The following is a 20,278-nucleotide window of genomic DNA, read 5'->3' as shown; positions in this document are numbered from 1 at the left end:
TGATTAACTGATTTCACAGCGAGCGGTTAATTGACGGATCGGGTTGTTGCCTGATGTGGCTTTACTGGTTTGCAAATCGAATACAGCACGGCATTGCTGGTCTGCGCCCTGACCCCATTTCGTCACCAATCGGCCTTTCTCCGGCAATCCACTCAGGTATACCTGACCGGCGTCGCCAACAATGCCGGTATTGTTTTCACCCGCGGCACTCCCCTCCACCCTGACGACAGCCCCAAAGGGGATGTCGGTTTCACCACGACGCAGAGTCACCAGTGCCTGATAGCCGACTCGCGTATCAAACCTCGCCATCACCACCGCCCCTTTGGTTGGGTAGACATTCAGGCTCGATTTCGCCATGTCGACGTCATCCGGCAAGGTGGCCGGGTTCAGGCTGATATTGTTGTTCTGGTAATTCGATAAATACGGCACCACCGCGTAGCCACGGCTGTCGGTACGGACATTCCCGTTCATCACCTCGACACCGCCCGCGCCTGGCGCACTCACTATCGCCACCGAACTTCCCAGCATTTGCCCCAGTGTTACCCCTTCCGGGTGGACGATCAGGCTGCCATTGCCGCTGAGGTTCAGCGAACGGAACTGGCTGCTGTAGCTGTACCCGATGTTTGCCATCCCTTTACTGCCCTGATAGCCCGCATTCAGGGTGGCATTATCACCACTATTGCCGTTTGACCAGCCCTGCATTGCACTGTAAGAAAGGCGGTCATCCATCGCATTACCGCTGACGCCGACCTGCTGCTGAACCTGCCCCTGATTGTTATGGGTCATTTGATAGTTGGCATAACTGCGGCTCACCGCTGGCGCTGAGCTAAATAGGCTAAAGGGCACCTGCATGTTCATTGATAACTGACGATTTTCAGGCCAACCACTGTCACCTTTAATACGGTCAATACTGTAGGCCAACCCATAGCTCACACCACGGTAGCTGGTGTTGTACCCCGCAGAGACCGTGTTATTCACCTGGTTATTACCCCAAAAGTCATTGCGGGAGGCAGATAGATACAATGCCCCCCAGTCCCCCAATTGCTGGCTGATGCGCACCTGAAAATTGGAACGCTGACGCTCTAAAGCCCAAGGTACCTGGCTGTCATTGAGTTCATATCCCAGATTGTTGAAGTCTGAGAAACTGTAATAGTGGCGGGTTGAATACCGGTAGGCCGCCAAATCCACCGAGGTGCCAGTACTCAGCAAGCTTTTGGCATAACGCAGCCGATAAGAGCGACCTTGTTGCCACTCATCTTGTCCGTACAATTTGGCATTAGAGGTGGTGATATCAGCTGAAAGCGCGCCAAAATCTCCTAATGACAGACCAGATCCGGCCACGAACGAAAGATAGTCCTCTGCCATCAGCCCACCGCCGTACAGAGTAATGTCGTAGGGCAAACCATAGATAAATGTGCCTAGCCCAAAGGTAGCTTCACGCGAGCCTTGCGTTATGCCGCCGTTATAACGCCCGGTGGTGAACTCATATTTGAGCGCGCCGGGGCGTTGCATCACCGGTAAAGAGGAAAAGGCCATCGTTTGGCTGCGGACAGTGCCGTCAGCCTCGGTGATAGTGACCGTCAGATCCCCGCCCTGACTGGTCTGATAGAGGTCATTAATGCGAAACGGCCCCGGGGCGACATAGGTTTGATACACCACATTGCCATTCTGGCTAACAGTCACACGTGCATTACTTTGCGCAATCCCGGAAATCTCCGGCGCAAAACCCCGCAGGCTGTTAGGCAGCATTTCTTCGCTGGAATTAAGTTTAATGCCGCGAAACGGGATACTGTCGAACACCTCATTGCCGGTACTGCTTTCCCCCGCCAGCACCTCGGCACGCAAGGCATGAATATCGCGCTGTAAATAGGTATTGGAAAAACGGGTATTTTGCTGGCTCGACGAAGCGGTGCCGCTGTTCTGGTTGCGGGTATAGGTCATATCACTGCGCAAACGCCAGGCCTGCCAGTTCAGTCCGTTACGCAGGCTGGCAAACAGATTGGTCTGTTCGCTACTGTCCATGCCAGCCTGCGCACTCTGCCAGTTTCGGCTGCCATTCAGGCTATAGTTCATCAGCAACGCGGGCACACCGTCATCCCACAATGCGGGATCAACATAACCGGCGGCGTTTTGCTGCATGGCAATCTGCGGCACACTGATGTCCAGCCGCAATTGGGATAAGTCAAAATGCACCTGAGAATCAGGAATGAGTGCAGCCAAATCATTGACCGGAGCATCCGCTGGTAATGTGCTAAAACCCGGCAACACCGTGGTATTTACCCCCAGTTGCTGGAGGAGAGCAGGCGTGAGCTCTGGCTGAACCTGCCCTTGTGCATCTTTTTTAAACATCAAGGTGTACTGACCCTGATCCGACTGATTCATCCACAGTGTCACCAGATAACGGCCCTCCGCGACCTGGCCGGCGGATTCAAAAGCACTCAAATCAGCACTGGTCGACTGCATTCCGCCCAACGCTAACAGACGAGGGTCAAAGTAGTCGCGCGCCAAGACAGGAAAAGCCCCTGCCAGCAGCATGGTCCCTATCAGAATGGGCGAAAAAGTGGGCGTGTTACGCCTGTTTTTTATTGTTATGTTGTGCATCACGTAGTCTGTCCATCAAAATCAGAAAAAGTTATAAAGCTTGCTGGTTAGCCGGTGTGCTCCAGCCATCCTCATCAATCAGTTGCCATTCCACACTGCCTTTTGCCGTCGCCGGCAAGGTATAGCGCTGCTGCCCTTTCGGTGGCACCATCAGCCGTAGTGCGGGTTTATCCAGCGCACTGCCACCAACTTTCAATTGCGAAAAGGTGAGCCAATATGGCGTTGGGTTCTCAGCAATCAGCTCATGACCCTCACGGCGAAAATGCAATTGAGAAGCCACCTCGGCCACCGCGCGTTTAGCTAACCCCTCAGGGCGATAGAACAGCTTCATATTGCTGACTACCGTCACGGCCATCTGGCCCGACGGTCCCGCGTTGTCAGATTCTTTGTTAGCAGGGATAGCTTTCATCGAGATAAAAAAGACTGACTCCCGATCCGTTGGCAACGGTTCACCGTTATGGCGGATACGCAGTGTCAGCTCGCTATTTGCCTCTAAACGCTCCAACGGAGGGGTGACAATAAAAGGCATCTTCGGCTGCCCGGTGTAATTCAAATCCACATCACCGGTTTTCATATCTACAGGGCGGATCCACGACTGCATCAGATAGGGGGCGGCACTTTTATTATTCACGGTTAAGGTGACGCCTTTTTGCTCACTTGCCGGGTAAATTACCCGCAGCACATAAAAAGAAATCCCATGGGATTCAGAGGGTGCCGCATGCGCGCCTGCAAATACCAACAAGCTGCATAACAGCAGCGTCACGAATGAGATAAGGCATTTCATTTTGGTTATTCCTGTGATGGCGACACAGTGTGTTGGCACAATGCAGACAAACCACCCGCGTCGGTTATGGTTTGCCACTCCACGTGCTTGATTGAACCAGCAACGGGATAGGTCTGTGCTCCCATCGGCGCAATCATCGACGGGGCTGTGTCTAAGTCGATAACGTTATGGTCGAACTTCAGCGTCCCAAACGTTATAAAATAAGGGGTTGGATTCTCAATACGAATGCCATTTCCCACTCGGCTAAATGTCAGTTGGCAACCCACATTTTGGGGTACATCCTTCAGAGCCGTAGGGCGATAAAACAGCTTGATAACAAACTGAAAACCCATTGATAAACGCGCCTCTTCAGGCACAGGTTCTGGCTGGCTCGGAATGGCTAATACCGAAAGGTAAAACAGGGACTCTCGATCGTCAGGCAGCGCCTCACCCTGTTTAAGGATACGCAGTAATTGGTTACCTTCAGCCCCTAACGGAAACAGCGGCGGCGTGACAATAAAAGGCACTGTCGCATCATTTTTCATTTCGTTTTGGATGCGACTTTGAATCAAATAATTTTGCGTACCGCTATTCTTTACTGTGAGGCTTTGGGCTTTATCTTCAGCGGAAAATACCACTCGAGTCTGGCTCAAACTGACGCCCCCCTTGCTGGTCGCCATTGCCGGTGCCCCTACAAAAATCATCAATAGCAGCGTGATAAGGGAAAAGTGTGCAAATGGCATGGCAACCTCAGCGATAGGCAAAAATAAAATTAACATTGGCAGTGAGTTGCCCCGGTTTAACCGTGGCGCAATCAGTCACACCGCCACAACTAACGCCGGCAAAGAACTGTAATTGTTTATTGACGGGTGTCTGCCCCACGGCGGCCAACGGGAAATAATCACCAGATTTGACCTCCGTGCTGGCATAACTCGGTTGGCTGGCACTTTGCACTAACATCACGCCAGCGCCGCCCACATCAGAATCACTACTGCGAAACAGCCATTTTCCGTTTTGACTCTTACCCGGACCAAGGGCGATAACTACTGGCTGCAAGCTGGCACTTGCGGCACCGTTACAATTATCAACAGTGAGCGTAACGGGCTGTAAATTGAGTAGTGTTTCGCTGCGTAAGTTAGCCTGCTGTACATCACCTAGCGACAGCACACTTTTATCCAGACTTAACGAACAAGTGCCTTGTACTAACGATGCAGAAAAGTTCAGTGTCACGGCATGGGTGTTAATGCTGATTCCGCCGACCAACAAACTCAAACCAACCCAAAGCACTTTCTTACGGCAGAAGCTGTTTAAATGCATCTACGCCACCTTGGTCATTAATGGTTTGCCACTCCACGCTGCTGCCTTTCGCCACTGTGGGATAGGTATGTGCACCAAAGGGGGCGATCATCAATGCCGCAGGTGAATCTAACTTAAGTGCTTGTCCGCCAAACTTAAGACTGGCCAGGCTGACAAAATAGGGTGATGGATTACTGACCTCCAGCCCATTACTGACCTGGTGAAACTTAAGGTTTTTTTGTGCATCCGCAGCCGACGATGGCAAGCCTGCGGGGCGATAAAACAGTTTAATAATGCTACCCACACCAAATTGCACCGAGGCTTGTACACCCGTGCTTTGTTGAGCTTCGGTAGGTGAGGCCGCAGCGGGAACCGCTGTCGCATGGAAATAAAAAACGGATTCGCGATCTTTAGGTAAATCAGTGTCATTACCCGCAATGCGAATCTGGTTCACGCTCTTGGGCTCCAGGCGGAATATCGGTGGCGTTACCGTAAATGGTGTCGCTTTATAGCTGTCTGCTGTGCGGCTTAACGAAACCTGTACCAAGTAAGGCAATATCGGTTGCGTGTTACGTACCGTGACAGTAATGCTACCGGTGCCCTGTGGGTAAATCAGACGGGTGGCATTGATACCAAATCCATCAGCCAATACCGCGAGTGGACAAGACAGCAGCGCCATCATCAGGGGAATAAGCAGTTTTAGGCGCTTCATTCTTTCGCTCCAAGGTAAAAAGGAAAAGAGGCAGAATGGCAGGTAGCCGAAGCCACCCACCATTAAGAAAATCAGTTATAGGCGAAGGCAAACAAGATGGGCGCGCTAACAGCACCAATGTTGATACCAGTGATGGTGGTTGAAGCCAGGCCAGCCTGTAAGCTCAGTGTCTTAGTATTAAAGTCACCGGCTGCTGGTGTTGTTCCCGCAGTAGCAACCAATAACTTGTCATTGTTGCTGATATAAGCGGTTGGGGTCGCAACCTGACTCAACATGACACCGGTGTTGGTGCCCGTAGAGTTAAACATGTTTGGGTTACCGCCCAGCGTTTGCCCGGTAACGACCAAATAGGCTTTATCACCCGCAGCAGCCGGTGCTTCACAGTTGTTTAAACCCACAGTGAATGTTTTCTGGCTAGCGGGAATCGGGGTAGCAACACCAGTAAATGATGATGGTGCATAGTTACCTAGATCCAGATTATTGGTAGACAAAGAAACATCACAGGTTGACGCAACAACGTTAGCGGTTACCGTTAATTGGGCGTTAGATGCTGCTTGGGTATTCACTGCTACCGCCAGTAACACCAACGCGGCCGGAGCCAGAGAGAAAATTGTTTTACGCATGGAGCTATTCCTTTATGGTGATATTAATTTTCGGTTTCCCGATAAATGGTGTGGCTGTTTTAACCACAGATAGATGCCACCCTCTATTTAATAGAGGGTGATTTAATATGGATAAATCAAACATAAATAACGTTAATTCATTTATTATTGATGTCTGTATACTGATTTAAATAGATTTATTAAATATAGAATTCCCCACATTCAAAAAACGATATTACTCATCGGCAGATGATAAAATCACTGCCGATAACATCGTTCATAGGAAACTCTATTTCTGCTGCAAGTCAGCATACGGCGCCAATGTCGTTACGCCCCTGAAAAGAAAATAGTGAGATAAACCTATGTGGGTTACGACACCTTGCCTAAATCAGGATGTAACAATGATAGCAACTTTTTAAAGAAAGTATATTTGAGCATTTATTTACCTTAAACATAGATTTTTATATCGATATATTGTCTTATGCATTTTTTTATCCCTTTAAATGCCATTTTAAATAAAACAAAAAGAATAATAAACTTATGGAAAACAAGGTTAAATGCGATGATGGTGAGTTTTAATTTAATGATAAGGCAGAGACTGATTAAATGTTAAATTCTAGCAGTAGTGATTCTTAATGCTCGTTAAGAGATATTGCTCTTTATGCCCGCGTTGGTTAGCCCTATTTTCTTTTCCACAAAAAGAGCCGTCAGTCATAAAAAACATTTCAAAAAACAAATTTATGAGAGTAGCTTAACCTAAGACTGCATTGCCGTTTTTGATTTAGCCCCGACTAAAAGGTTGTTTAGTCCATTAGAGTCATAGATGAAATATATACTTAATCTTACGATTGTGTTTAATCCATCAGAAAAGATATTGATGGAGTTGAATGACGAAGAACGGGCGGTGACATTGTCCAACCCGGCAACCCGGCTATTGCTTGAATTTATCAAACATCAGAATCAACCAATAGAAAGAGAAGTACTGCTGAAGAATGTGTGGGAAGACTATGGTTTTACTGCATCAAACAGCAACCTGAATGCTTATGTTAGTGAACTGAGAAAAGCCCTGACAGCCTTAGGTGAAAATCCACAAGTCATCACGACTATACCTAAACATGGTTTTCAGTTTACAGCGCGGATTGAGTCAATACTGAGTACCGCACAGCCAGAGCTAGATACCGGAGAAGAACGCTATGATATAGCAGCAGAGCACTCCAAAGAAATATCAGCCACTAGCCAGCCTAATACCGCGGCCCTGATGCCAACTATTGCCCCGTTAACCCGGGAAGTGATAGTCCCGGGTCGAAAATATCTGACAATACTAAGATCCAAAATATTACTTATTTTGGTGATCCTATCAGTATTAGGTACAGCTCTTAAGATTTACGCCAACTGGGTCGACGTTACCATTGGCAAAGCGAATTATTTACTCTCTGGCGAAATTGACCAATGCCAGATTTTTATCCAGAAAAATGCGACATTCCCTGCCGAAGGGGGGAGTCTTGATATGGCACGGCGCGACCTCAAGCAGGAAAAAATTGACTGCTCAGTGAAAAAGCACCATATCTTTTATACCAAAGGAAGTGATGGTTATAAGATTAATCAGCTCACCTTTATAGGTATATGTATTGAAGATGAACAGGGTAGATATAACGCGTGCAGAACGATCAGGATTAACTCGGGAGAGGCACGATGAAAAAAGGTTACCTTACCGTGGTTTACCTGACGATATTATCTGCCGTCGCCATTTTCTGGGCCTATCAACTATTGCCTAAAGTTGTTTTACAGTGCGATTCTGAGCTATACCTGAAAAAAAACATTAATACCTATGATTCTGTTTCATTACTGGCAGATGTGAGTATCTTTTTATCCCGCAATGGTGATGGTTTCATAAAATTTACCGGAACGGCACAGGATAAAACATCATCATATATATTAAATCGTGCTCTGCCATTCAACTACACCACCTTGGATAATAACGGTGTTTATACAGTCAACTTCACCACTCAAATTATAAGAGCTATTGATGATGTGCCAGATAATGTCTGGTCGAAATTCATTCAGACAACACGTGATGATGTACAGTATTTTGTCAGTGTAAAAAATATAGATAAAAACCTCTATGTCATTAATGGGTTATCATCTCCTGTGTTAATTTGTGCAACCCCCTGAATAACGTCCCCTATCGCCAAAAGAAAGCCCCTTTATTTCTATGATTAATGAAGCAACTCGAGAGGTTGTGAGGTATTTGTCATTTTACCCATCACAAAAGCCAGATTGGCAGCGGCGACCAGCGAAGCGGCGTGGGCATCGGTACTCATCTGTTGTGCATTCAACAAGCCATTGGCCGCTTCGTTAGCGACCGTGATGGTACCTACACCATTACGATAAGATTCCAGTGCAGCGTCATAGGTGATAAATGACGTTTTCACCAGATTGAGTGCCGCCTGATTAGACTCAAGCGCCGAGTGCAAAGTATCCGCCGCCACCACGATTTCACGCACCGCCAACTCCTGAGTTTTCTTAAATCCTTCCGCTGCAACTGCCGCACGAGACTCCGCCTCTTTGACCCGCGCCGCCCGTATCCCGCCATCGTAAAGAGGAACACTGACCCCCACCAAAATGCTAGAGGATGAAGTCTGCTGGCTAATCCCAGGTAGACCCTGAATATCAAAGCGCCCATCACCGCCTGCGACTGCTCCGGCAAGATAGACTTTTGGCAAAAAGTCGGCCTCAGTGGCTTTGATACCTGCCTTGGCAGCTTCAACCACCGCATAGCTGGCTAACACATCAGGCCGCTGGGAAAGGGCCAGACGAATCATATTTTCGGTCGGCGTGCTGGCAACATCTGGCAAAGCGCGGTCTTCGGCATAAGCGATGTTGATATCTAATGAGGGAGAAACCCCCATCGCCCCCAGTAATGCCTGATAAGCATCGCGTTCCGTACCTTTTGTCATCACGCGGCGCAGTTCAGACTGTGCCACCTGTTGGCGCGCCAACGCCACTTCGACGGTGGTGGCAATACCATTTTTTTGACGTTGTTCGGCAGCATCTTGAATCTTTAAGCTATTTTTCAGCGTTTGCTCTGCTATCTGCCTCTGGGTCTGCGCGGCACCATATTGGAAATAAGTCCGTGTGACATCGTAGATTAGCTTCTGATGCATCCCATTAAAGCTAACATTGGCGGCATAAGAGGTTTGTTTAGCTGCGTCAAGTAATGCACTACGCTGCCCAAAATCAAAGATAAGCCACTGTAATGCCAGCGCCGGAACAACTGCGCTCCCGGAGGTATTAACATCCTTATGGCTGCCAATCGCGTAAGGTAACGGTGTGCTGGTACTCTGGTAGCCACCAATAACACTGGCTGAAATGATCGGTAAAAATACCGCCTCCCCCATACCGACAGCCAATGCAGCCTGTCGCGCTTGCTGCCAGGCAATGCGGGTATCTGGATTCTGAGTCTGGGCAATATCAATCAGCTCAGGTAATGAGTAAAGATGTCCGCTCTTTATTGCCGGTGGCTGAGGAAGTTCTGCCACCAGCGGATTAGCTGGCACAGAGAAATTACCCGCGCCCGCAGCACTGCCCGTATTGGCATCCGCGACCCAAGGTTCGGAATAGGAGGCTGGCGCGAGGTCAAGTCGCTCAGTGGCACACCCCGTAATCAATATGCATAAGCCAGCCGCCGTGCAAATAAGGCCCATTTTGGCTATCCTGGCCGTCAGTACCGCGTGAGTCGTCATGTCATCAAGTTCCCAGAAGTTCCCCGAGTCTTTTTATACGTTGCCCAATAGTCAGTTCAACTGGCGATAACCCCTGCCATGAAGATTCCCTCTCTGGCACGTGCTCGCCTTGTTGCGCGGTAATGTCACCGACAAGCGAGAGCTGACGCAGTTGTTCCACATCAGACGCAGATTTTTCAGTCGGTAGAAACAGCACTGGGCACAATTTACTCATTTCTGCCAGTATTGCGTATAAGCGTGCGCACTCTTCTCGTGAAGGGCGTAATTGTGCTGGCTCAAAGGGAACCAGTGCCAGCTCTTCTCGCGCTTGGGTAATCTCCGCCTCAATGGTTGTCGCTTCTCTTAGTGCCGCAGGCCGTGCATCAGGCGACAGCGCTGCCAAATTTGTCAGTCCCGTCAACGTGTTACTAATATGTATGCGCACCGCATCTACGATAGCCACCGGCCACAACCGGGTAAAAATCAAATACACCACCAGATTACCCAGCAAGATCCCAAGCACCCTATCGAGTGCCACCCCCAGATCTGTACTTGGCCCGAAGCCTTGCAACACCGTCAGCAGGAATGCCAGCCCGACCTGCACACCGGCATAAGCGATACGCTCGCTGCCACAGGAAACCCAAGCGGCCAATAGAATGCAGCCAAACACCAGCGCCATCAATTGACCAATATCACTCAGGTAGGGAATAATGAAAATGATCGCCAGAACCCCCATTAACGCGCCGATCAAGCACCCGATAATCCGCAGTACCAGTTTATGCACTGTCTCACCGGTGGTACCTAACGCCGCGACATAGCAGGTGATCATGGCAGTATGGATATCCTGCCAATCCAATGCGGTATAGACCAGATAGCAAATCAGGGCGGCGGCGGTGGTCTTTAGCGCAAAACGCTGATGAGCAGGATTGGTCAGTGCATCTGCGGCAAAGAATGAGGATTTCGGGGCAGCCAAATCTTGCCCATTATCCGCATTCGCCAGTGCTAGCAGTGCGTTTCTGATTTCATTGATCTCATCACCCGCATTCTCAATAGCAAAGTGAGGGGTAACAGCAAGATTGCCCGCCGCTATCGCCTGTGCCGCATCGCGACAGTAACCCGCGAGTTCGATACGCTCATTCTCTGGTGAGCCAGCAGATAAAGCTGACGTTGCCAATAGCAGGCGATAACTGCTTTTTACGGCACTTTCCAACCAGGCTGCTTCTGGCGAGGGGCGTAGATGGAAGATACGTACAAAAAGCGCCCGCTGTTGATGCTCATTTTGCCCTTCCTGTAGTAGCTCGGTTAGCTTAGCCATATTGGTGGCATCGGGTTGGCGCAATGTCTCGGCTACGGTGAAAAGTCGCTCGGCTAAACTGGCCCGCAATAACGTCTGGGGTGCCCGGCCAAAGAAAAGGTTAAAACCAATAATCAGCAACATCGGGGAAACCGCCATTAACCAGGCATACAACAGCCCCCGCGTTGCGACCTCACCCATGGGTATATCACTGAGCAACGTCATCACAAACGCAATAACCAGCGCAATAATACTCCCCACCGGGCCGAGCTTACTGGCTGAGCCAAGATAGAGAAACAGAAACGAACTGACAATCAAGGCTGCCATGCGCAGTGGCGCGGCTTCCAACGTGAAATGAATAAGCAGAAACACCAGACCAACCACCAGCGACACCAGGATGGTGATAGCAATCGCCATCACCATGCTTTCTACGCCGTCCGGTTTCATGACGAAAATAATCAGATAGCAACTGATAGCGGATTCCGGGATGCCATACACCATGGCAACCATAGCCATCAATGCACAGAGTGCAGCAACCCGCCAGGCCATCGCCACTCGCCCAGGGAAATAGGCTAAATCCGCTTTTGCCTGACGGATTATGCCACCGAGCGTACCGTCAGCAACCGTCGTCATTGCGCACAACAACCACAGCAGTCGCCCCGATTCGCATCAGGTCCTCCGGCGGTTTTTCCAGACTGATTCTCACTGGGAAACGCTGAACAACACGTACCCAATTTAATGATTTCGGGACATAAGGCAGGCCACGTGGAATATTCAGCATATCCTCAGAGCTGACGCCCCAACCAATCCCCTCAACTCGCCCCTGAATCGCGCGCTGTCTGTCCGCCATAACATACACGGTAGCGCAATCCCCCACGTTGATATGCTTCAATTCCGTTTCACGGAAAAAGGCCGAGGCATGCCAATGTTCAGTATTGATAAGGGTAAAAATGGCCTGATCCGGGACGACAAACTCCCCGGCCGAGACCGTCAGCCCCACCACCCGACCATCATGAGGGGCTCGTACTTGTGTATTCGCCAGTTCCCGTTCAGCAATAGCCAGCGCCGCGCGCCGTGCCACTACCAACGCTTCAGCGGCCGCAGTCGTGCTGACTAAAGCCTCGGCAGCAAATGACTGTTTTAATGCCTGTTTCAGGCTAACCTCGGCGTCGTGTTTCGCCGTCGCCGCATCATCGACCTGCTGGGCGGTGACATAACCTTTAGGGAGCAGAGGTTGTAGCCGGGCCAATGTCTGAGTCGCTAACTTGAGATTGGCTTGCGCCCGTACAATCTGTTCATTGGTAATCGCGGCATTGGATTGTTCAGCGACCACCGTCCGTTGCTGGGTATCGCGAGCTGCCTCTGCCATTTTCAATTCAGCTTGCGCCTGTGCGACTTGCAGCCGATAGAGATCCGGCTCGATGGTAAACAGCAGGTCACCCCGCCGGACTTTGCTGTTTTCCACAACATTAATCGAGATAATACGGCCAGGTACCGAACTGGCAACATGCACCACACTGGCCCCTAATTCTGCATCTTCAGATAATGGATTCAGGGTAGTCTGCCGCACGGAAAGCCAGCCTGATATCACTGCCGCGACGATGATAACGCCGGCGACGATAAGCGCCAGTTGCCGCTTACGCCCACTCCCTGATAGTTTATTCATATTCATCATTCATCGTGTAAACAGTAATAGGGAACTGATAAATGCCACAGCAAGCGCCAGGCAGACATACACCAACAGCCGCCATGGCAGCACCTCATCAATACCCACCCGAATAAACAGAATGCGAGCCATCACTGCCACAACTATTCCGATAAAAGCGCACGCCATCCAGGATGGAAAGTAAGAGCCCACCAATGAAAATGAGGGCGCCGCTACGCCGGTGCAGCCGCTCAGAACAATAACCGATAACAGAACTAACGACCCGCGCCATAAGTTCAGGTTGGTACTCGCTAACCCCCTGAAAAAAAACCACTCTGGCTTCCTAAGGGAAGTCATATCATTCATTATTCGGCCTCAGTTAATGCGGCGTTAACAGGCAGAAAAACAGCTATTCGATCATAAAAAGCCACTACAGATCGCTGCCCAACGTATTTTTGAAAATTTGCCCATCTTTCATAATGAGCCGGAATGCTTTCTCTGGCCGAGCAATGAGTTGAATATCACTCAGTGGATCACCATCAACCAGAATCAAGTCAGCCAGTGCGTCATTCTCCACCACACCCAACTTACCGGGATACGGGTTTCTTGGACCGGAGAAGGCACAGAGTTCAGCATTAACGCTGGTGGCCATCTTGAGAATTTCAAGCGGTGAGTACCAGCGAGTCAACTTGGCCAATTGAGCACCCTGTCGGGTTGCCAGTCGGGCATCGAATAATGTATCGGTGCCCCACGCTGTCTTGATGTTATATTTTTTCGCCAACCTATAGGCCGTATCAGTACCGGCAACCATCTCAAGCTGCTTGGCACGTGATGCCGGACTGGCCATTGGCACCGCATCCTCGTCGTCAAGGAAGGGTTGTAAGCTCCACCAAATGCCTTTTTCTGCCATTAACTGGACGGTCTCCTCATCCACCAACTGGCCGTGTTCGATACATTTAACCCCACCTTTAATCGCCATGGTGACCGCCCGTGCTGTATAAGCATGGACGGTGACATAGGTACCCCAATTCTCAGCCGCCGTAACTGCCGCTTGAATCTCTGGTACAGATCCCTCGGTCACACTGATAGAGTCATACATAGAGGCTACACCACCCCCCGCCATGTATTTGAGTTGCGACGCGCCTCGCATCAATTGTTCTCTGGCACGCAGTAACACCTGATCGGCACCATCGGCAATCGCCGTCATACCTACGCGCTCGGCATAACTCAAGGGGTCTGATGGCGTATGCGGTAATTCACCAATCAGACGGAAATCGCCGTGCCCACCAGTTTGAGTGATAAATGCGCCGGAAGGATAGATACGTGGCCCGACCGTCACCTGCTCATCAATAGCGCGTTTCAGGCCAAAAACCGGCCCGCCCATATCACGCACCGTGGTGAAACCACGCATTATAGTCGCCTGCGCCTCTGCAATTGCCAGCGCCTGGATATAATTGAAATCTGCTGTCATCGCCGTCATCATTGATGGCCGAGCCATAATGGCGTGCCAGTGTGCGTCGATAAGCCCTGGCATCAATACACCACCACCACCGTCTATCCGTTCCACATCCGGTGGCAATGCTTTATCAGCCGGCTCTACCGACTTGATCCTGTTACCTTCCACTAATACTTGCAATCCATCGCGCAAATGGTCTGAAACACCATCAAAAAGGCGAATATTAACAAAGGCCATCACACGCACAGTATTGGCCGCGACATCTCTTCTTTGCTGGGTCGCTCCTGGGATCGCCGCAGCAACGGTTGCCGCTGTTATAGGGGCAGAATGAGCAGCTTTCTGAGCAAACACCGTATTGATACGAACGAACGCCGGACTATGGCAAAGACAACAATCAGAATGAGTGTGGGGAAGCGCTATCAAAGGCATATGAGGCATTGTGTTCTCCTTATATGAACTCTCCCTCCATCAATAACCAGAGGGCCGGTTTTCAATCATAGAACAAATTTATTACGTAACGACTTATTTTAATGGAAAAAATCAACCAGAAATCGTGACAACGCTCTGATCCTGACATGATAAAGCGGATGTTACCGTGATGAACCGACCTAAGCACGCCCTGCAAGTAGAACGTGCTTTTTACTCATTTCTGCTGTGCCGCCCACCAGGATAATAAGCGTAAACAAGAGGAGTAATAGTCTTCTTCTGGTTGTAATACTGCCGTTAATTGAGCAGCATCACCTAAGGTAAGATCCCGTATCGCCAGCATCCCAGGTGTCAGTGCATATTCCGCGGTAGCCCCCGTAACAACATTGACCCATGCCGGTGTTTTTAAACGCGAAAAACCTTGCCAATAATCAATAAAAGGCGCCAATGCACTGCCATTATGTCCTCCCCAACTGAGATATAATGGAATACGCACTGCATCAAAACTAAAACGTGCAGGCCAACCATTGGCCGGTGCGAAACTACCATCCGACCGCAATGACACCCAATCAGTCGGCAAATTGACTTTGCCAAGCTTCATCGCGGATAACTGCTGGATAGCATCGTCATTCAAGTCTTTCCATATTTTCAAATGACTGTATTGGTAGAATGCATTCCAGGCTGGAAATATGTAATAAGACGGGTTGATCACAACATAACTGGTATGATTAAAACTTGCAGAGCCTGGCAATAATACATGGTAACCGGCAAAGTTAATGACCGTGTGTTTAATAATAGCATTCTGTATTTGATTAGATTGACTCGTATAGTCGCGATTGTGCCATTTATCCCCAGCCAGTAATAATGCCCAGGCAATCAATATATCGCCATCTGTAGCATTATTTTTATCAGCAACTTTTACTTTAGCATTCGGCTCATACCGCCATGAAAATAATCCGGTATCTGCATTGTATAATGTCTTTTGAGTCCAACCCAATAATGAATCAAAGGTAGGCCGGTCATCATTGAATACGGCAAGTAGCATACCAAAACCTTGCCCTTCGGTATGGCTGATATCATGGTTACCCGTATCAACAATTCGGCCATCGGGCTTAAGAAACCGGCTTTTAAATTGTTCCCAGCCGGGCTCATAAGCCTGTACTCCGGTGGAAAACAGTAGGCCAAATAGCACACCGGCGGTAACAACAACACGCATGACCTTCATAATTAGCATAATATGCCTCAAATGCCGTTTTTATAACGGAACACTAATGGACCTTCGGTTTTATTATCCAGCCAACGGACATTCACTTCTGACTGCCCTCCTTGCTGTCTGAGCCACTCCTTATAAATACCTTCTAAAAATGTTGCAAATGCAGTTTTCCACTGCGACTGTTCAGTCAGATTGTCCGTGTCCGGCCATGCACAGTGACTTAACTGCATTTCCTGTTCATTCGCGGCAATGCGCAAAAATCCCCAATGATATCTGGACCATAGATTATTAATTTGATCTTCAAACTCACCCACGGTCTGACTTATCGGTAAGGGGTTATGCTGTGCCAGTTGAGTCCCCATGTTGCGGATAAAAGCCCTGCCATCCGCACTGTCAGCATTAGCCTGAATACCTGAAAAAAGCACTTGCACCACATTTTGCCATCCCGGCTGATGCTGCTGCTGACGGTAATAATCCTGTTGTTCCGAAAGATAGTTATTCTCTTGCATGATTATTTCCCATCCAACAAATATCTGAAGTAGACCAAGGCGGTAGTCTCGGAGTAGTCGCCAAAAGTATCATAGCCAACCTGCCCGCCGATCTGCATATTCTTCTGTAAGTTGTAACTGCCATCAGCCTTGAAGTTATATCCAATGCCATTTTTACTTTGCGCAGCATAACGGGATTCAGTGCTATAACCATCGCGCACCAATTGCTCCAGTTGAGCCTGCAACTCTGGATTATTCGGGAAATATTTACTCTCATCCTGCGAATAGGATTGATAGCCTACCGCCCCACCCAATTTATAATTCCAGTTACCATAGCGTTGGCTATACTCAACCGGGAAAGAGACACTGACATAATCTTGTGGACTGAAATAGCCCCCTTGACCGTAACTGAAATAACTGAGATTTTTAGAGAAATTCATATAGCTGATATTGATGCCCGTTTTTAATTCACGGTCATCATAGCGGTAAGGACGAATATACGCGCCTACTGAAGAGTTAATTGAACCATTACTCGGAACATTATCACCGATATAATTGTAATAATTTAATCCTGCATAAAGGCCGGCATCGCCATCGTCATAGCTCAGGTTTAAGCCCCCCCCATTCTTAGTGACTGCCCCCCATTGCGATCCGCTGATCTTATCGGTTGCACCCACGTATGAAAGCAAGCTATCCGTCACTGGCCGACGTTCTACTGTCATCGCCAGTTTAGCGAATTCGCCAAGCTTAGGTGCCCATTGCACGCCGCCAATAAGGGCACTCATATCTTGCCCTAACGGCGTGGTACCAATGTCGGCTTTATAATCTTCCCCCGCCAAGGCCAGTGCCAGTTCTACCCCTGACTCACTTTGTGAGCCTGGGGAGTCGGCGGTGAAATCATTTGGACTAAAGGTTTGGGCTGTGACCAGATTATTAGCCGCCAGTTGTTTGGCACTGTTGGCATCATTTTCCACTACCCTGGCATCAACACAACCTTGCGTTCCAGCGCCTGCGCCATTACACGCACTTTCTCTATCCGCTTGAGCCTGCAATTGAGCAGTTGTCGCCGCCGCTAATACCGCCGCTGAGTTAGTTGCGGCAAGTGCTGATGTCTCTGTCGCATTTTTAACTTCCAAACCCTGCTGCAATGCCCCGGTACCAAAACGGTTACTGCCCGTACCTGAGGTTGAACCTGCATTGAGGGATACCGGCGTGACGGTAAAACTCAGGCGGGAGCTATCAAAAGGCACACCGGCAAAGGTGAGCGGGGCTTTGGCTTCAGTCAATTGACTCAGGCCCGATTCACCATCGCGACTGCGAATACTGATATTGGCCTGCGCCCAACTGGCAGTTTTATCCTGTAAAGTATCCAGCATCTGATCAACTTGCTTCAGGGTGCCGTTTTGCGCAACGTTAGCGGTAGGTGCCAGATTATTGACTCCCCCCATGGCAGCGCCTTCTGTGCCCGCATTTTGCCACGGCAACACCGCGCCATAGCTTGAATTGGTCCGCGGCTGCGTGCGGGTGGTCTGGTTAATAAACGGATTGTCGCTAAGTTGTAAGCCAGCAATATTCGCGCCACCAACACTGTCTGCCCCTTCCAGCCCAATCATTTTACCTTTGGCGGAACGTAACAAAGCCAGAGCCTGCTCATGATCCCCTTCAGCTTCCGCGACCCGGGCAGCAAGCAATAAGCGCTCAGGGGTTCTTGGCCCGCGCATTCCCAACATCAATTGTCTGGCGCTCTGGACATCACCATTAGCCAGTGCCACGTTTACCGCCCCTACCCGCGCCCCTTCATTAGTCGGATCACGTTTTAATAAATAAGCATAAACTTTACCGGCTTCATCATTCATTTTACCGGATTGATAAAGACGCCCCATCGCCAGCATCAGGTCAATATTTTGCGGATCACTTTGTAGCGCCACAATCAACTTGTCATACGCCGCAGCATACTGGCCTTGCTCACGCAATGCATCGGCCTGATTGATAGTGGTCCCTAGTCGTAATCGACTGATCTCTATCGGCGAACTGCCACTTTGAATCGCGGGATTACTCAATAAGGCTTCCGCTTCTTGCGTCAGGCCAGATTGCGTCAAGACACTGATTTGTGCCGCATAATCGCCCGCCTTGCCATGAATGCCGTTATTGATATTTTTACGCACTAAACTAACCGCCGTGGTGCTGTCACCGGCAGCCATCAAATCTTTAGCCAGATTACCGACATCAGCAGGGGCGGTAGGCGGATTTTGTGCCAGTCCGCGCAATATTGCCGCAGCACTGGCTGAATCACCCTTTGCCAGAGCCGTTTCTGCTGTCGCTATTTTTTGATTGAACTCCACACGGTCAGCCAGCGCACGGACCTCTTTAGTTTGGCGGGCTGGCGGGATCTGATTGAGTAAAGCATTACTGGCTGCCCAATCTTTGTTTTCAGCGGCAAACAAAGCGGCAGCATATAGATTATCCGCCGGTGCGCCGGGAGCCGAAACTTCAGCCATCAGACTTTGCGCCTGGGCTGTATTTCCTTGTTGTTGCAGTATTCTCGCCATATCCAGACGAACCCAGATATTCGATGGCTGCTTAGTTAGCGCCTGTTGTAACAGATTTAATGCCGCCGCAGGATCATTACGTTGCAGCGCTAATGCAGCCTCACGACGAATCGGCTCAACATTGATCCCGGCGGGCGCGGCGGCGGGTTTGAGATTGTTTGGCACGGTTTGTAGCACTTGCTGTGCCTCGGCATCATTCTTTTGCTGCCGCAATACATAATACAGCCCCAATTTCGCATCATTATTTTGCTGTTGCTGCGCCAGGATATTGCGGTAAGCCTGTTCAGCAGCACTCAAATCACCTTTGCGCCGCAACAAATCAGCCCGGAACAGCGCCACCGCAGTGCCTTTGTCCCCTGTGGCCTGTGCCAATGGGGCGCTCAATGCCAGCGCACCGTCAATATTCCCGCTGGCAAAGGCTTTTTTAGCTTTATCCAACTCGCCGTAGAAATGGGCATCTTGCGCTTGCGCCGCCAGTTGTGCGCTGTTTGCCCCACCTTGTTTGGCCGCCTGAGTCAGGTAGTTTTCTGCATTGGCGAAATCACCACTGCGCAAAGCGATAAACCCCAAACCCGCTAATGCATCGCCATCGTTAGGGTTGATCGCCAACACTGACTCAAACTGGCTTTTTGCCTTGGTTAAATCACCGCGATTAAGTTCACTGTAACCCTGGCCTTTTGCTGCTCCACCGATATTCTTTTTATAGTAATCGGCGACAACCTGAGAGTCGGGATGGCGTTGTTGATAGGCCTGATAAAGCCCTTCATCTGCCGGTTGCGGTGTTATCCACATCAGTGCCTGGCGCAAAGCAGCATCAGCTTCGCGGTTAGTCGCCGCCAGACTATTAAGCATGGCAATACCATCACGGCGGGTTGTCTGTTGGTAGGTCAGTACTTTACCCAGCGCCACGCGGGCAGCAACATCATTTGGGGACTGTGCTACACGTTGCTGTAATTCGGCGATAGCTGTTGGTAACGTCGCCGCATCCCCCGCCATGGTCAAGTAATATTCTACCGCTAAATTATCCAACGGTTTATTACCGTTAAATAAATTCTGATAACTCTCAATCGCCTTGGGAATATTGCCCTGGCTGGCAAACTGGCGCGCTGCCGCTAATTGGCTCGGCGAAATGGACTGCATGACTTTGGCATTATCTAACGACTGCAAACGTGGGTCATCCGGGGAGGCCGCATTTAATTTTTTACGCCATTCAAGCGACTCGGCTTTATCCCCTTTTTCAGAGGCATAAAGGGACATTAGATATAAAGCATCAACGTTGGTAGGATCGACCATCAGGATCTTTTGCAGCGCGTTAGTCGCCAGATCATTATGGGCTTTCTCATGCCAGTAGGTGGCCTGATCTAACAATGCCTTTATCGCTGGCGTATTCTCTGCCGCCTGTCCCCAGACAGGGATTGCAGCAAATCCGACCATCCCAGTAAGCAACAGGGCATTAATCAATGGTGACTTTACATGACTTGATTTCATATCAACCCCGCTCCATACAATAG

General features: G+C 49.6%; 16 protein-coding genes. 2 read left to right on the top strand and 14 right to left on the bottom strand.

The annotated features are described in order from the left end of the window. Nucleotides 1-3: 3 nt before the first annotated feature. The 6 genes from Q2T71_RS22255 to Q2T71_RS22230 form a co-directional block, all read right to left on the bottom strand. On the bottom strand, nt 4-2,601 hold the full coding sequence (locus Q2T71_RS22255; protein WP_372560583.1) for a fimbria/pilus outer membrane usher protein: 2,598 nt from the start codon (nt 2,599-2,601) through the stop codon (nt 4-6). 31 nt (nt 2,602-2,632) lie between these two features. Continuing rightward, nucleotides 2,633-3,385: a molecular chaperone gene (locus Q2T71_RS22250; protein ID WP_372560582.1), complete on the bottom strand. Its 753-nt coding sequence runs from the start codon at nt 3,383-3,385 to the stop codon at nt 2,633-2,635. Between the two features lie 5 nt (nt 3,386-3,390). Then, nucleotides 3,391-4,107 (bottom strand): molecular chaperone, encoded by a 717-nt coding sequence (locus Q2T71_RS22245; protein WP_372560581.1) that lies wholly within the window; start codon nt 4,105-4,107, stop codon nt 3,391-3,393. Between the two features lie 7 nt (nt 4,108-4,114). Further along, on the bottom strand, nt 4,115-4,681 hold the full coding sequence (locus tag Q2T71_RS22240; protein WP_372560580.1) for a fimbrial protein: 567 nt from the start codon (nt 4,679-4,681) through the stop codon (nt 4,115-4,117). Continuing rightward, nucleotides 4,656-5,372 carry a molecular chaperone gene (locus Q2T71_RS22235; protein ID WP_372560579.1) on the bottom strand — a complete coding sequence of 239 codons (717 nt, stop codon included), beginning with the start codon at nt 5,370-5,372 and terminating at the stop codon, nt 4,656-4,658. The genes Q2T71_RS22240 and Q2T71_RS22235 overlap by 26 nt, the downstream gene beginning before the upstream one ends. A gap of 71 nt (nt 5,373-5,443) precedes the next feature. Beyond that, a complete protein-coding gene (locus Q2T71_RS22230) occupies nt 5,444-5,995 on the bottom strand; it encodes a fimbrial protein (protein WP_372560578.1) in 552 nt (183 codons plus the stop codon). Between the two features lie 802 nt (nt 5,996-6,797). Between Q2T71_RS22230 and Q2T71_RS22225 the strand changes: the two genes are divergently transcribed. Further along, nucleotides 6,798-7,670 carry a transcriptional regulator gene (locus Q2T71_RS22225; protein WP_372560577.1) on the top strand — a complete coding sequence of 291 codons (873 nt, stop codon included), beginning with the start codon at nt 6,798-6,800 and terminating at the stop codon, nt 7,668-7,670. Beyond that, complete coding sequence (locus Q2T71_RS22220; RefSeq protein ID WP_372560576.1) at nt 7,667-8,146, top strand: FidL-like protein; 480 nt, start codon at nt 7,667-7,669, stop codon at nt 8,144-8,146. Before Q2T71_RS22225 ends, Q2T71_RS22220 begins: the two co-directional genes overlap by 4 nt. 44 nt (nt 8,147-8,190) lie before the next feature. Here the strand turns inward: Q2T71_RS22220 and Q2T71_RS22215 are convergent, their stop codons facing one another. From Q2T71_RS22215 to Q2T71_RS22180, 8 genes are all read right to left on the bottom strand, one after another. Then, complete coding sequence (locus Q2T71_RS22215; RefSeq protein ID WP_372560575.1) at nt 8,191-9,717, bottom strand: TolC family protein; 1,527 nt, start codon at nt 9,715-9,717, stop codon at nt 8,191-8,193. A gap of 4 nt (nt 9,718-9,721) precedes the next feature. Next, nucleotides 9,722-11,623, bottom strand: a complete 1,902-nt coding sequence (locus Q2T71_RS22210; RefSeq protein ID WP_372560574.1) for an FUSC family protein — start codon at nt 11,621-11,623, stop codon at nt 9,722-9,724. Continuing rightward, nucleotides 11,607-12,656, bottom strand: coding sequence for a multidrug transporter subunit MdtN (gene mdtN / locus Q2T71_RS22205; RefSeq protein ID WP_372560573.1), 1,050 nt, complete (start codon nt 12,654-12,656; stop codon nt 11,607-11,609). The genes Q2T71_RS22210 and mdtN overlap by 17 nt, the downstream gene beginning before the upstream one ends. 9 nt (nt 12,657-12,665) lie before the next feature. Further along, on the bottom strand, nt 12,666-13,001 hold the full coding sequence (locus tag Q2T71_RS22200; RefSeq protein WP_372560572.1) for a YtcA family lipoprotein: 336 nt from the start codon (nt 12,999-13,001) through the stop codon (nt 12,666-12,668). Nucleotides 13,002-13,065: 64 nt separating this feature from the next. Then, nucleotides 13,066-14,529 carry an amidohydrolase family protein gene (locus Q2T71_RS22195; RefSeq protein ID WP_083162559.1) on the bottom strand — a complete coding sequence of 488 codons (1,464 nt, stop codon included), beginning with the start codon at nt 14,527-14,529 and terminating at the stop codon, nt 13,066-13,068. Nucleotides 14,530-14,734: 205 nt separating this feature from the next. Beyond that, the gene (locus Q2T71_RS22190) at nt 14,735-15,751 is read right to left on the bottom strand and encodes a glycosyl hydrolase family 8 (protein WP_372560571.1); all 1,017 of its coding nucleotides are present in this window, start codon (nt 15,749-15,751) and stop codon (nt 14,735-14,737) included. 8 nt (nt 15,752-15,759) lie between these two features. Continuing rightward, complete coding sequence (gene bcsD, locus Q2T71_RS22185) at nt 15,760-16,239, bottom strand: cellulose biosynthesis protein BcsD (RefSeq protein WP_372560570.1); 480 nt, start codon at nt 16,237-16,239, stop codon at nt 15,760-15,762. Nucleotides 16,240-16,241: 2 nt separating this feature from the next. Next, nucleotides 16,242-20,255, bottom strand: coding sequence for a cellulose synthase subunit BcsC-related outer membrane protein (locus Q2T71_RS22180; RefSeq protein ID WP_372560569.1), 4,014 nt, complete (start codon nt 20,253-20,255; stop codon nt 16,242-16,244). Between the last annotated feature and the right edge of the window lie 23 nt (nt 20,256-20,278).

This window comes from Yersinia sp. 1652 StPb PI, assembly GCF_041538345.1.
In the GTDB taxonomy this organism is placed as follows: Bacteria; Pseudomonadota; Gammaproteobacteria; order Enterobacterales; family Enterobacteriaceae; genus Yersinia; species Yersinia enterocolitica_E.
Note: the sequence above shows the minus strand (reverse complement) of the source record. Positions and strands in the feature narration are given on the sequence as shown.